The sequence below is a fragment of the Gordonia paraffinivorans NBRC 108238 genome, assembly GCF_000344155.1.
GTDB lineage: Bacteria > Actinomycetota > Actinomycetes > Mycobacteriales > Mycobacteriaceae > Gordonia > Gordonia paraffinivorans.
Genome location: NZ_BAOQ01000017.1, coordinates 19,816 through 33,042, shown reverse-complemented (window position 1 = coordinate 33,042; position 13,227 = coordinate 19,816). Strand labels below are relative to the sequence as shown.

Sequence of the window (13,227 nt, the reverse complement as noted above, 5' to 3'; positions counted from 1 at the left end):
CGAAGAAGTCTGGTCGGGACGGGTCAGGCAGGGGCCTGGACCGAGTCGACATCGGAGACCGACGCGGCCTCGGAATCGACGGTGTGGGCCGGCGCCTCCCCCTGCTCGGCGAGCCAACGCTCGGCGTCGATGGCCGCCGAACAACCGCTGCCTGCGGCGGTGATCGCCTGGCGGTAGGTGTGGTCGACCAGATCACCGGCTGCGAACACGCCGGGCAGCGAGGTGTAGGTGGTACGGCCCCGCACGACAACGTAGCCGGCGTCGTCGAGCTCGACCTGTCCGCGGACGAGCTCGCTGCGCGGATCGTGACCGATCGCGACGAACATGCCGGTCACGTCCAGCGTGCTGACCTCGCCGGTGCGGGTGTCCTCGATCTCGAGACCCTGGACGGAGCCGTCACCGATCACCTTCCGCACCGCGGCGTTGGTCACGAAGCGGATCTTCTCGTTGGCGCGTGCGCGTTCGAGCATGATCTTCGACGCGCGGAACTCGTCGCGGCGGTGGATCAGGGTGACGCTGCGGGCGAACTTGGTGAGGAAGGTGGCCTCCTCCATCGCCGAGTCGCCACCACCGATGACGGCGATGTCCTGGTCCTTGAAGAAGAAGCCGTCGCAGGTCGCGCAGGCGGAGACGCCGCGGCCGAGCAGTTCCTGCTCGCCCTCGACCCCCAGGTAGCGGGCCGCGGCACCCATGGCGAGGATCACCGCACGGGCGCGGAACACCTCGCCGCCGACCTCGACCTCCTTGATGTCGCCCTCGAGGCGGACGGTGTCGACGTCCTCCATGCGCAGGTCCGCGCCGAAGCGAATGGCCTGCTCACGCATCTCGTCCATGAGTTCGGGACCCTGGATGCCGTTGCGGAAGCCGGGAAAGTTCTCGACCTCGGTGGTCGTCATCAGCGCGCCGCCGAACTGGGTCCCCTCGAAGACGATGGGCGAGAGTTCGGCGCGCGCGGCGTAGATCGCCGCGGTGTACCCGGCAGGACCCGATCCGATGATGATCAGTTCGTGGATCTGCGGGGTCTCTGCCTGGCTCATACGTCCTCCGTGCTGGTGGGATGTGCGGGATACGCCGGACGTACCGGCGCGGTCACGCTGCTTCAACACAAGACTATGCGGAGATGTTCCCGGTCAGGGCGGGCCCGTGCAGCGTGGTGACGCAGCTTACGCGCAGTGGCGACCGAAAGTATTGCCTGGTCGATGCGGTCGGGCCAAGCGTCAGCCGCCGATGGTTCCGCGCGCCAGCAGCGACGGGGTGTCGGTGTCGCAGTCGAGTCCGACGATGAGCGCGTCGAACAGGCCTGCCACACCGGTCGACAGCAGGATCGCCGCGGCGGGTCTGCCCTGGTAGGTGATCTGCCCGGAGCCGACGACGGCGACCTGGGCGGGGACGAGGTGGGCGGCGGTGCAGCGCCGGAGCGCGGCGACCGAACCGAATGGAGCGCCGTCCTGGCGTCCGATCACCGACAGCGCCGAGGCCGAGGAACCCGGGTCGAGCGTGTCTGCGGGTGAGGTGGGCTGGGCCAGGGTGGATGGCGCCGGGTCGGTGGTCGGCGACATCTGGCGGACGAGGCCGAACGTGCCCGCGGCGACGACCACGACCGCGGCAGCCGCGAGCAGCATCGACAGGACGCGGCTGCGCCGTCGGGTATCGAGGTCGACGGGTGCCGGGATGGCCTCGGGCGCGGGAGTCGTGCCCTGTGGACATGCGGGCAGAGAGGACAGGGTCGCCTGGATGCCGGAGCGCACCGAGTCAGGGATGGAGGCCGGTTCGGGCGGCAGGCCTCTCAGGTCGTCGACGGTCCGGTCGAGCGCCGCCAGGATCCGCTGGGCCTCGGGATCGTCCTGGATCCGAGAGCGGATGTGCTCGGCAGCTCGCGCGGACAGTAGTCCGGCGTGGAAGTCGGCGAGTGTCTCCGCCGAGTACGGGGGCTCGGGTCGTTCACCGAAGTCGGCGTCGTCAGTTCCCCGCGGGGTCATGGTCTCAGTCTTCCATTCCGGATTCGGGCGGCGGTGGCTCGTCGGTGTGTTCTCGGTACTTGGACGCACGCGGTGCCGATCCGGTTCCCTGGAATCTGCGTTTTCGCGGAGTTTTCTGTAGCGGAGAAGATTACGAGTCGTCCGGTGCTCGCAGATGTCCGAGCACCTGCGCCAGCCGGAGACGCCCGCGGGCGCATCGGCTCTTGATGGTTCCCTCGGCCACGCCGAGCAGTGTCGCGGCCTCGGCCACCGAGTAACCCTCGATGTCGACGGCGACGATCGCCTGGCGCTGCCCCTTCGGGAGCACGTGCAACGCCCGTCCGATGGACACCGACAGATCGATGGACGAGATCTCGTCGGTGGGGTCGGCGATCGACAGGTCATCCCACTCCGGCAGCGGGATCGTCCGGCGAGCGTTGTTGCGCCGGATCCGGTCGAGACAGGCGTTCACCACGATGCGATGCAGCCAGCTCGTGACCTTCGCGTCGGACCGGAAGTCGGCTGCCGTGCGGTGGGCGGCGAGCAGCGCATCCTGCAGCCCGTCGGCCGCGTCCTCCGGGTTGCGACTGGTTCGGAGGGCGACCGACCAGAGATAGTCGATATGCCGGTTGATCAGATCGGTGAATGCGTGTTGATCGCCCGCTGCGTGAGCGCGTAGCAATTGCTCGTCGGTGCGCAGATCCACTGCTTCTGTCCCCCCGGCCATTCGCTGAGACTAACCGAGAAGTCAGGGCGGCCGGCGACAGGCGACCGATTGTGAACAATGGCGGCAGAAGTGTGGACAACGTTCTGTCGCAAAGCCATCGACGCGATGCCCTCGGTTATGGTGTCACCGATTCTGGGGACATGGGGTGTTCGAAGACGACTGTATGGCCTTCGTGGCTAGCCATCTCCGCGGTGCCTTTCACGGTGTCGCGACGATCCCGCCGAACACGTTCCGTGGCGTGACATCCGCTCGGCGGCGAGCGGCCTCGGCGGCGGGAGATCTCGTCGGCGGACTCGACGCGGTGGATTCCATTCGCGAACGTCGTGGTTCGGGTTCCCGTGCCGGCGGATCGAACCGCCGGTCGCGCGAGCGGCTGGTATCGCACGTTGCAGTTCGCACCCGGGTCCGGTTCGCGCGCCGAAAACCACTCTGGTGCTGTGCATTCCTACCGCTGCGCATCGACTACGCCGTGAAATCATCGACATCGCAACGAAAATCGCCTGTCGGCACATGATCGAGCTGTCGATCCACGACCGGCGGGTGGTCCAGCCGACATCGTGGATCGCCCAGGAGTCACCGCAATCCTGAAAGCTGTTGTCAGCACGAGGATCAGCAATATCGGCGAGACCCTACGAGGTCCTTCGTGCCCGTCGGCCACGCGGAGCGTCCCCCGTTCGACATTCAAATCTGTTGAACGGATTGATGATTCAACAATCCATCTCTGCACGAATGTCGTGAACCGGGCGAGGGCGTCCCGGGTCAGGACAGCCGGTGAACGACACCCGGCGTCAGGTCAGCAAGCGGCCGTGTGCGGCGACGAACAGTTCGACGCAGACGTCGAGGACGTCGTCGAGAGGCTCACGGGCGATGTCCGATTCACCTTGTCCGGCGACGTACCAATCGACCATCAGCTGGGTCACCGCGCCGACGAGTCCGACCGAAGCCAGACGCTGCTTGGAGGTCGGCGGACGATTCCCCCGGGCGAGGGTGAGGACGAGATCGGCCCAGTCGTGGATCGCACGCATCCGGACCCGTTCGATCTCGGGTGAGACACCCACGACCTCGACCAGCATCACCCGGGCACGTCGGCTGTCGTCGGCGAGGGCGTGCATGAACGCGCCGAGCGTGGCGCGCGCCGCCTCCGGGATACGTGTCGGCTCGATGCCCGACTCGACGTCGCCGAGGTCGGCCTCACCGTCGAGAAATTCCGCGGCGGCGGCCAGCGTCGCCTTTCGTGCGTGCCGGACGCAGTCGTCGTATACCGCGACGAGGAGATCGGCGCGGTCGGAGAAGGATTCGTAGAAGTACCGCTGGGTGAGGCCCGCCTGCTCGCAGATGCTCTTCACCGAGGCCCGCGCGTATCCCTCGGTCCCGAACACCTCCAGGCCGCCGGCGACGAGTGCACTGCGCCGGCGGGCCCGGCGTTCGTCCGGGTCTACTCCCCCGTACCGCCGCCCGCGGCTCGATGTGTCGGTCGGCGCCGATGCCGGGGTCGACGCGGTCGTGGCCGTCTCCGAGCTGGCGGATGTCGGCACGACCACGGGTACTCCCCTCCGACGACGGACTGCTCTCCGTCGAGCGAACTCTTTACAGGACGACTTCTGACACGATAGCTTGTCAGAACCAAACTGACATGCCCCCGTGTCAGATAGTTCGAGAGGTGTGGACGGTGCTGGAGCTGCTGCCGGATCCCATGCGCGAGCCGACCGTGCTCGCGATCCCCTTCTTCTTGACCATGCTGGCGATCGAGTGGTTCGCCGCGGCGAAACTCGAGCACGACGACCACGAGAAGGATGGGCCCGCACCCGGCGCCTACGAGACCCGGGATGCCCGGGCCAGCGTGCTGATGGGCGTCGTCTCGATCTTCACCAGTGCGTTCTGGAAGATTCTCGGCCTCCTCGCCTACACCGCGATCTTCGCCTACCTCGCGCCGTGGCACCTGCCGATGGACAAGTGGTACTCGTGGGTGATCGCCTTCGTCGGCGTGGACTTCCTCTACTACTGGACCCACCGGATCTCGCACCGTGTCCGAATCGTGTGGGCCACGCATCAGGCGCACCACTCCAGCGAGTACTTCAACTTCGCGACCGCGCTGCGGCAGAAGTGGAACATCAGCGCCGCCATCGTGATGTGGCTGCCGCTCCCCCTGTTGGGCGTACCGCCCGCCCTGGTCTTCTTCGCCTACTCGCTGAATCTGATCTACCAGTTCTGGATTCACACCGAGCACATTGGGAAGATGTGGGCGCCTTTCGAATTCGTGTTCAACACCCCGTCGCATCACCGCGTCCACCACGGCTCGGACCCGGAGTACCTCGACCGCAACTACGGTGGCGTGTTCATCATCTTCGACCGGATCTTCGGCTCGTTCACCCCGGAGCGCCATCGCCCCCGTTACGGGCTGACGAAACCGATCGACACCTACAACATCTGGACGCTCGAGACCCACGAGTACGTGTCGATCGCCCGCGACGTGAAGGCCGCCGACACCTGGCGCGCACGCCTCGGCTACATCCTCGGTCCGCCCGGGTGGACGCCCGAGAACGCCACCCGCCCCGACACCGAGGCGGCGGCCCGCGGCGAGAAGACCGAGTCCCGGGACACCGATGCCGGGAGAGCCGACGAGAAGCTCGTCAGCCCTCCATCGTGACCTTGGAGATCTGCGCCTGGTAGCCGCCGTTCGGCGACTCCGGCAGCGAGGTGATCCACACCATCACGTACCGGGAGGTCGCGGGCTCGGCGAGCTCGATGGTCTTCGAGTCGGAATCGACACGTGCGGCGGCGACCGGCGTCGTGCGGGCGAAGGCGGGCGTCGCGCTCGGCGAGGTCCGGATCTCCACATCGAATCCCGGCGTCGGGCTGTCGATGGTCACCGACTTCACCGGACGCTCGGCGCCGAGATCGAACATCAGCCCCAGGCCCTGCTTGAGGCCGCCGAAGTCGGGCCGGCCCCGATAGTTGTCGGTCTGCCACACCGGCACCTGCCCGCTGATCACGTTCGCCACGTTGGCGGGGTTGTCCGGGGTCTGCGCCGAGAAGTCGAGGACGCTCACCGCCTGGAGCGGGATCTCCTGGGTCGGTCCGGCCGTGGGTGCATCGGCCCCGGGTGCCGGCTGACCGGCCGGAGCCGGCTCCGAGGTCGGGATGATCGAGTCGATGTCGCTGGAGCCCTCATCGCCCCCGAAGACGTTGGTCGCCCCGACGATCAGCGCGATGACCACGAAGATCGCGAGCAGCCCGGCACCGATGAGCAGTGCGGTGTTGCGTCGCTTCGGCGAGCCCTCGTTGCTGCCGATCCGCGGTGTCACCGAGACCGGAGGAGCCGCGTCGGCGTCGGTGATCGCCGGCAGCATGTCCGTGTTCAGGTCGACGACGGTTGCCTGGTCGAGGACGTGCTGGACCGTCGCCGCGGTGCGGATGCCGCGGGTTCCGTCGAGTGCGCGGGCGGCCACGGCGGAGATCTCGAAGGGGATCTCGGGGTCGACGGCGCGGGGTTCGCGGGGGCGGCCGTCGTCTCCGGGCTCGGCCACCGGGATCCCGCCGACGGGCTCGGTGACGTCGTCGGTCGTGATGAGTCGCGAACCGGTCTCCGGGTCGAGGGTCCACCGGTTCAGCAGCAGCGCGTAGAGGACGGCTCCGAGTCCGCGGACGTCGGAGGCCTTGTCGTCGCCGGCAAGTGTTCCGGGGAAGGCCAGCACGGCGTTGCCGTCGTGGCTGATGCGGATGCGGTCCGGGTGATCGATCGACAGCGCCCCACCGGAACGATGAGCGATCTCGGCGGCCGCGGCCAGCGAACGCACGGCCCGCGCCGCACCGATCGGCGACGGCTTCGTCCGCGCGACCTCCGCGAGCGAGGACCCCGGCACCCACTCGGCGACCACGATGCCGCCCGACGAGCCGCGCACGACGTCGAGGACGCGCGCGACACCGTCGTGGGTGATCTGGCCGAGTCGCAGGGTGCGGGTGAGCACGGCCTGCGGGCCCTGATCGGTGGGCCTGATCTCCTGGCCGGGCTCCGGCGGCGGCGCCAGCTGCTCGGCGTCGACGAAGGTCAGGGCGACCTCGCGGTCGAGGTTGATGTCGAGCGCCCGCCAGAACTGCAGACCGCGCGAGCCGCCGTGCCGCTCGAGGAGTCGGTAGCGGCCACCGGCCACCACCGCGCCGGGCACGAGGCGGGGTCCGCGCGGACGCACGCGGCGCGGCGGGACGGGCGGCGTCGGCGCACCGGTCGCTTCGGTGGCGGGGTTGGCGTGGACCGGGTTCTCGGGAGGCTGGACGTCGGTGGGTGAATGACCGGACGTGCTGCCTGGGCCGGAATCGGCGGGCGACCCGACGGCTGCAGTCGTGTCGAACTCGCTGTCACTCACGCGACGGACTCCTTTCCTCCGGTATCTGATGTCACGCGGAACCGGTGCGCGCGGTGGGATGGGACGCGGACCCCGGCCGGCACCGATGGCACCACCGGTGTGTACCGAGTAGGACTGCCACGTCGCGGTTCCCCGGTCGAAGCGGCGAAGCACCTGTACCTGACCAGAGTACGGGAGCGATTCGTCGGCAGAGACCCGCGGAAATGCAACTGTGATCGCCGGGGACTGTTCGCGTTCCGGCTCCGGCGGCGGGGCGAGCGCAGGGATGAAGCGGCCGAGGACGCGGCGCACCGAGTTGCCGATGGCGACCACGTCGGGCACCTGGGCGGCGGCCAGGCCGGCGTAGGTCACGGCCAGCACCACCGCGGCGGTGAGGGCGAGGTAGATCAGCGAGCCGAGCTTGCCCGCCCAGCCGATCATCCCGTCGAGCCCGGTGGTCTTCGCGACGAACCACACCGTCGCCGAGACGCCGATCGACACCGCGAACGTCACCAGCGTCGTGCGGACGACGTTCGTCATGCGTGCGCCGCCGAGGCGACTGCGCAGCAGGAAGTGGCCGACGATCGCGCCGACGAGGTACCCGAGGCCGTTCGAGAGCGCGAGCCAGCGCACGACGTTGGACGGGTTGTCGAAGAGCACCGGGCCCAGGTACGACGAGCCGACCTTGACCACGGTGATGCCGAGGGCGATGAACGTCGGGGTCCAGGCGTCCTCCCGCGCGTAGAAGACGCGCAGCTGGACCAACGTCATCGAGTACGGGATCAGCGTGAACGCGCCCCACGCGAGCACCGAACCCAGCTGGTTGGCGTCCGCGGCCTCGAACCGGCCGAAGTTGAACACCGCGATCGCGATGGCCGGTCCGAAGAACGTCATGAACGACACCACCGGCACCAGCGCGACCATCGTCAGGCGGGTGGCCAGCGAGAGGTCGTCGACCACGGCCTTCGCGTTGTCGGCGGCGGCGTTGCGCGACAGCCGGGGCATGATCGCGGTCAGGATCGTCACGCCGAGCACGCCGTAGGGCAGCTGCAGCAGCTGCCAGTGGGTGAAGTAGATGGACACGCCCGACGCCTCGGCCGACGAGGCGATCCGGTAGGTGGCGACCAGGCCGACCTGCAGCAGCGCCACGTACGCGACGATCGCCACGGCCATGTTGCCGAACTGGCGCAGGCGCGCGTCGATGCCCCACTCCAGCCGCAGGTGCACGCCCGCCTTCTTCAGGAACGGGACCAGGACCATCGCCTGCAGGACGACACCCAGCGTGCAGCCGACGCCGAGCACGAGCAGCTGCGGATCGCTCATCCGGACGGGGTTGAGCGTGATCTCGCCGGGCACGAGCGCGTACAGCACCAGCGTCGTGATCTGCACGACGTTGTTGAGCACGGGCGCCCACGCACCGGGTTTGAACAGGCCGCGAACGTTGAGGATCGCGATGAACAGCGCCGAGAGGCCGTAGAAGAGGATCTCGGGCAACAGCAGGTAGGCGAGGTGTGTGGACAGGTCCCGGTTGACCTGTCCGTCGCCGAGGTTCATGTAGGTGAGTGCCGGCGCCGCGATCACCGCGAAGACCGTCGCCGTCCCGAGGACGACGACGGTGATCGTGAAGATCCGGTTGATGAAGCCCTGTCCGCCGTCGGGGTCCTCGGCCTCGGCGCGCGCGAGCAGCGGGATGACGATCGCCGTCAGCACCGCACCGAGGACGACCTCGGCGATCATGTTCGGCAGCACGTCGGCGGCCTGGAACGCCGAGGCGATCCCCGAACCCAGCATCGCCAGGATCAGGACGGTGCGCAGGAAGCCGGTGATCCGGCTGAACAGGGTCGCGATCGCGATCGAGCCGCTGGTGCGCAGGATGCTCGAGTCGGAGTCGCGGGCCAGACCCGTCGGCGAGGCCTCCTCGTCGCCGGCGTTGCGCGACGCGCGGGAGTCGACGGCGTCGGTCTCGCCGCTGTGGCGTTGGCGGTAGCGGGTCTCGTCGATCCGGCCCGGCCGATCCGCCCGCGGCTCGACCCGGACCCCGCCCTCGGGTCCACGACCGGGATCCGGCGACGGACCGGCGGCAGGCGGTGGAACGGACCCACGGGCGTGGCGGGGCCCGGGGCTCGGCGGGACCCGACGCGGGGCAGCGCGATCCGGACGCTGGGGCGGCACCCCTCCGGGTGTGCCCGGCCGCGGTGCCCGCGGCTCATCGTTCCAGTTCACGTGCTGCTTCCGCCGTCCTCGGATCGTCGTGGGTCGTGGGGCTCGGTCCCGGCATCCTCGCCGGGTGGAGCACCCTCGCCTTGAAGGGTACGGCGTCGCTCTTGGTACCCGCTCCCGGCCAGCATGCGTTCGAGCTCGTCGGGCTCCGGGCGGTCGGCGTCGGCGGGGTCGGGCTGGCCGCGGAATCGGTGCCACAGGCGGCGTGCGGTCAGCAGGATCAGCGCCACGCCCGCCGCGATCGTGATGTAGAAGAGCGGCTTGCCGTAGGCGTTGGTGTGCACCTGCAGGCTGATCGGGTCGCCGAGCGGCACGCCGGTGACCGTGTCCAGCCGGATGTCGATGGTGACGGCCTCGGAGCTGTCGCCCCGGGTGGGCAGCTGGATCTGGCGGGTGCCGCGGGCCGGGATCTCGATCACGCCGAGGTCGCCGATCTCGACGCCCTCGGGGGCGGAGATGCCGAGCCGGGCGCGCACGGGCAGCGCGAGGTCGTTGCGGACCGCTAGCAGCACCGGACTGCGTTCGGACGCCAGGGTGTACCGCCCGCCGGGATCGAGGATGTTCACCGAACGCGTCATGCGGTGCAGGGTGGACGCCACCGCCCGGATGCGCTCCTCCTGCTGCCGGCGCAGTTGCGTGTAGACGGCCGAGCCGGCGCTGTCCGGCGATCGGATCGCGCGCAACTGGTCCTCCCGCAGCGGCGACATGTACCGCGCGGGGGTCGCCGCCACGTCGGCGGCCCGCATGAGCGCACCCTCGAACTGCCAGCTGTCCTCGACGTTCCGGCGGATCGCATCGGTCGCCTCGGAGGTCAGCGCCGAACCCACGCGGCCGACCGGTCCGATGCCGGGTGGATCGGTGAGCCGGGCCGACTCCCGTGCGGCGTCGAGCTCGCCGACGACGGCGGTCAGCGGGGTCGGGGTGGCCGCACCGGACTCCAGCAGCAGGCGGGCGGTGGCGAACAGGGCCTCGGAGTCGCCGATCGTCGGGGACCAGTAGGTCGACGGCATGAGGAATGCGGACCGGCCGACGATCGGTTCGCGCCGGTCGGTGTCGTCCGGCTGGTCGGCGCGCGGCGCGGAGATCGCCGGGTACGCGAGTGCGGCCACCGCGGTCTGACGGCGGCTGCCGATCGACTCGTCGGCGAGATCCACGCGCTGCGACGGCGGGGTCAGGGCGGGTGTGCGCGGAACCGTGCCCAGCGCGGCGAAAGCCGCGGTGATGGGCGCCTCGTAGGTCTGGGCGGCGAGGCCGCCGATGCGGTAGCGGCCCGACTGGTCGCGGCGGCCGGTCGGGGTGAGGGAGCTCGAGGCGACGGCCGTCGCCTGGACCCGCGCCTGTTCGAGGACCCCGGCGCCGGCGGCGTCGATCGCGCCGAGCGCGGGGATCGACAGACCGCGGACGCTCTTGACGCCGAGGATCGCGTCCACGACGTCCGACGGGGTCTGCAGTGCGGCCGCGCCGAGGCCGGGGTTCCCGATCCGCGCCAGCGAGGTCAGGTCGGCCTGGGCGAACGGGAGTGCGACCACGCACATCCGTCCCGCGGTCCAGCGCAGGGTGTCGAGCCAGCGGGCCGCGGCCTCGGCGCCGGTGCCGGGTCGCGTCGACGACGTGGGGTCGGCCGGATTGTCCGACACCTCGTACCCGAGCGACATCGCGCGGACCGTGACCAGCAGGTCGGGATCGACCGCCAGGCACATGCTCTCGGCGAGCTTCTCCGAGCCGGGCAGCGCGGTTCCCGGGGATCGTTCGGCGGAGGTCTCGGCCGACGGGGCCTCCGAGGCGGGACCGACGGTCTCCGAGGGCGGCGCGCCGACGACCCTCTGCAGTGCGGTGAGCAGCTCGCTCAGCCGTCCGCCCGCCTTCAGCGAGCGCGCGAGGTCGTCGCTGACCAGCCGGACGGGTTCGGTGTTGCCGCCGAGCACCCCGGGTGCCAGCTGCGGCGGGGCGGCCAGCGGCCAGAGCAGGGTCATCCGGGCGGGGCTGGACAGGTTCGCCGACACCGAGCCGTCCGGTCCGAGGCCGGGTGCGCCGCCGGGACCCGCCTCACCCGCGGTCGGGTCGACGTAGTCTCGCGCGCGGTTCTCGTCGGGCGGCAGCGACAGCACGGGCAGGAGCATCCGCGACCCGGCGACCTGCGCGATGCCGCCGTAGTCCGGCTTGCCGTTGACGTTCACCTGCACCGGATAGACGCCGGTCCGGGAGATGCCGAGTCCCGGCACGGTGGCGTCGGGCCCGTCCGACAGCGGCATCGACATCTGGAACTGGATGCTCTCGCCGGGCTCGAGGGAGTCGGTGAGTTCCTCGAAGGGCCCGGCGACCGCGACCGCCGGGTCGTCGTCGGCGAGCTCGGTGCGCAGCCCGGACGCGGACGCGATCGGGTCGCCGCGTTCGAGCCGGATGGTCAGGTTGCTGATCGAGCGGTCGCCGATGTTCTCCACGCGTCCGCTGACGCTGACCACCGGGCGGCTCGTCGTGGTGACGATCGACGGCGTCATCGAGTCGATGTCGATGCGCGCGAACCGCGACGGGGCCTCGGCGTCGGAACCCGCCGGACCGGAGGTGGTGGTCTCGGGGGCCGCGGAGGCCGGCCCGGCCGTCGCGGGCAGCATGAGGAGAACGAGCACGCCCAGGACGGCGGCGAGTGCGGTGGCGACCCTCAGCCGGGACTCAGCCATCGCCCGCCGCGGGCCGACGGGGACGGCGACGGCGCCGGCGCGGACGAGCCGGGGGCAGTGGCTCGTTGCGACGCTGGTTGCGCGCGGCGGCGGCTTTCTCATAGGCGTTGGGTTCGGTGCGAATGCTCTCGGCCTCGGACTGGGCCAGCCGGTTCGGGTCGGCGGCGAGCTCGGCGATCACACCGCGGGCCATCCGGGCGAGTCGCCGTTCGTCAGAGTACGTGAGACGACGGGGCAACTCGGACAACGGCACCCACGCGACCTCGCTGACCTCGTAGTCGGCGTCGGAGAGTTCGCCGCCGACGCACCGCAGCAGATAGTGGTGCACCGTCTTGTGGATGCGGCGGCCCTCGCTGACGAACCAGTAGTCGATCTTGCCGAGCGGCGCCACGACGGTGCCCTGGATGCCGGTCTCCTCCTCGACCTCTCGGATCGCGGTCTGCTCGGCGGTCTCGCCGGTCTCGATGTGGCCCTTGGGCAGCGACCACATCATCCGGCCGCGACGGTCCACCCGTCCGATGAGAGCTGCGGACAGCTCGTCGATCGGCAGTCCGAGGTCGGAGATGACCAGGCCGCCGGCCGAGGTCTCGCGCACGGTGCGCAGCTTGTCGGTGGAGCGTTCGCCGCCCGGGCGTTCGGGCCGTCCCCGACGCCTGCCCTTGCCCGCGGCCTTGGATCCGCTCTTGGCGAGGCCCTTGGTGGTGATGGTCGCTGGGACCGCCGCCATGTCGGACGGCTTGGGCGGCGTCACCCGCGGGCGCGCGCGGTCGGGATCGACCGGGAGCTTCTCCACCGATTCCGCCTCGACCGGATCCGGGCGCGCGGGGTCGTTCGTCCGGGCGCGGACGAGGTCGTTCGGGGTCGGGCGGCCGGTCGTGGGAGCGGGCTGCGACGCCGGGTTGTGCTGCTTGTGCGGCGCGGGCGCGGCTCCGGGGCCGCCCTGCTTGTGGGCGCCGGCCTTGTGACCGGCCTGATCGGAGCGGCCGCCGCCCGGCTTCTTCGCGTGAGCGGGCTGTTTCGGGTCGACGGTGCGACCGTTGGTGGTGTTCGCGCCTCCGTCGCCCTTGCGCCGGCCTCGCCGACGACGGCCCCGCCGCGTCCGTCGCCCCTGGGCGGATGCGCTCTGACCTGCTTGTCCGCCGTTTTCGCCACGCGAACCCGACGAGACGTCACTCACGTCTGAAGGGTTGGTCGAGGAATCGGTGGACACTCCACGATGCTAGCGGCTGGTCACCTGCTGTTTGCCCGGACGCCTACTAGTACGGCGCGGATGTGGAAACCGCGCGCGGGCGGATGGTCCG

At 70.2% G+C, this 13,227-nt stretch carries 8 protein-coding genes; 1 reads left to right on the top strand and 7 read right to left on the bottom strand.

The genetic code is table 11. The features are described from left to right. Positions 1–23: 23 nt before the first annotated feature. From trxB to GP2_RS09215, 4 genes are all read right to left on the bottom strand, one after another. A complete protein-coding gene (gene trxB / locus GP2_RS09230; RefSeq protein WP_006900230.1) occupies positions 24–1,037 on the bottom strand; it encodes a thioredoxin-disulfide reductase in 1,014 nt (337 codons plus the stop codon). 180 nt (positions 1,038–1,217) lie between these two features. Then, positions 1,218–1,979: an RsmA family anti-sigma factor gene (locus GP2_RS09225; RefSeq protein WP_006900229.1), complete on the bottom strand. Its 762-nt coding sequence runs from the start codon at positions 1,977–1,979 to the stop codon at positions 1,218–1,220. 130 nt (positions 1,980–2,109) lie between these two features. Further along, complete coding sequence (gene sigM / locus GP2_RS09220) at positions 2,110–2,685, bottom strand: RNA polymerase sigma factor SigM (protein WP_006900228.1); 576 nt, start codon at positions 2,683–2,685, stop codon at positions 2,110–2,112. A gap of 788 nt (positions 2,686–3,473) precedes the next feature. Next, a complete protein-coding gene (locus GP2_RS09215) occupies positions 3,474–4,226 on the bottom strand; it encodes a TetR/AcrR family transcriptional regulator (RefSeq protein ID WP_006900227.1) in 753 nt (250 codons plus the stop codon). 128 nt (positions 4,227–4,354) lie between these two features. Between GP2_RS09215 and GP2_RS09210 the strand changes: the two genes are divergently transcribed. Beyond that, entirely contained in the window at positions 4,355–5,332 is a 978-nt protein-coding gene (locus tag GP2_RS09210; protein WP_040526704.1) for a sterol desaturase family protein, read from the top strand. On the opposite strand, the gene GP2_RS09205 is transcribed toward GP2_RS09210, so the two are convergent. Genes GP2_RS09205 through GP2_RS09195 form a run of 3 tightly spaced genes read right to left on the bottom strand, consistent with a single transcriptional unit; the run spans position 5,316 to position 13,136 of the window. Further along, positions 5,316–9,251, bottom strand: a complete 3,936-nt coding sequence (locus tag GP2_RS09205) for a murein biosynthesis integral membrane protein MurJ (RefSeq protein WP_255218606.1) — start codon at positions 9,249–9,251, stop codon at positions 5,316–5,318. The two genes, GP2_RS09210 and GP2_RS09205, sit on opposite strands and share 17 nt — an antisense overlap. After that, entirely contained in the window at positions 9,248–11,926 is a 2,679-nt protein-coding gene (locus GP2_RS09200; RefSeq protein ID WP_006900224.1) for a DUF6049 family protein, read from the bottom strand. The genes GP2_RS09205 and GP2_RS09200 overlap by 4 nt, the downstream gene beginning before the upstream one ends. Further along, complete coding sequence (locus GP2_RS09195; RefSeq protein ID WP_040526694.1) at positions 11,919–13,136, bottom strand: NUDIX hydrolase; 1,218 nt, start codon at positions 13,134–13,136, stop codon at positions 11,919–11,921. The genes GP2_RS09200 and GP2_RS09195 overlap by 8 nt, the downstream gene beginning before the upstream one ends. Between the last annotated feature and the right edge of the window lie 91 nt (positions 13,137–13,227).

What these genes read in the sequence shown, in the direction of transcription:
- trxB (WP_006900230.1), bottom strand. Translation starts at nt 1,037, where the DNA reads ATGAGCCAGGCAGAGACCCCGCAGATCCACGAACTGATCATCATCGGA.
- GP2_RS09225 (WP_006900229.1), bottom strand. Translation starts at nt 1,979, where the DNA reads ATGACCCCGCGGGGAACTGACGACGCCGACTTCGGTGAACGACCCGAG.
- sigM (WP_006900228.1), bottom strand. Translation starts at nt 2,685, where the DNA reads ATGGCCGGGGGGACAGAAGCAGTGGATCTGCGCACCGACGAGCAATTG.
- GP2_RS09200 (WP_006900224.1), bottom strand. Translation starts at nt 11,926, where the DNA reads ATGGCTGAGTCCCGGCTGAGGGTCGCCACCGCACTCGCCGCCGTCCTG.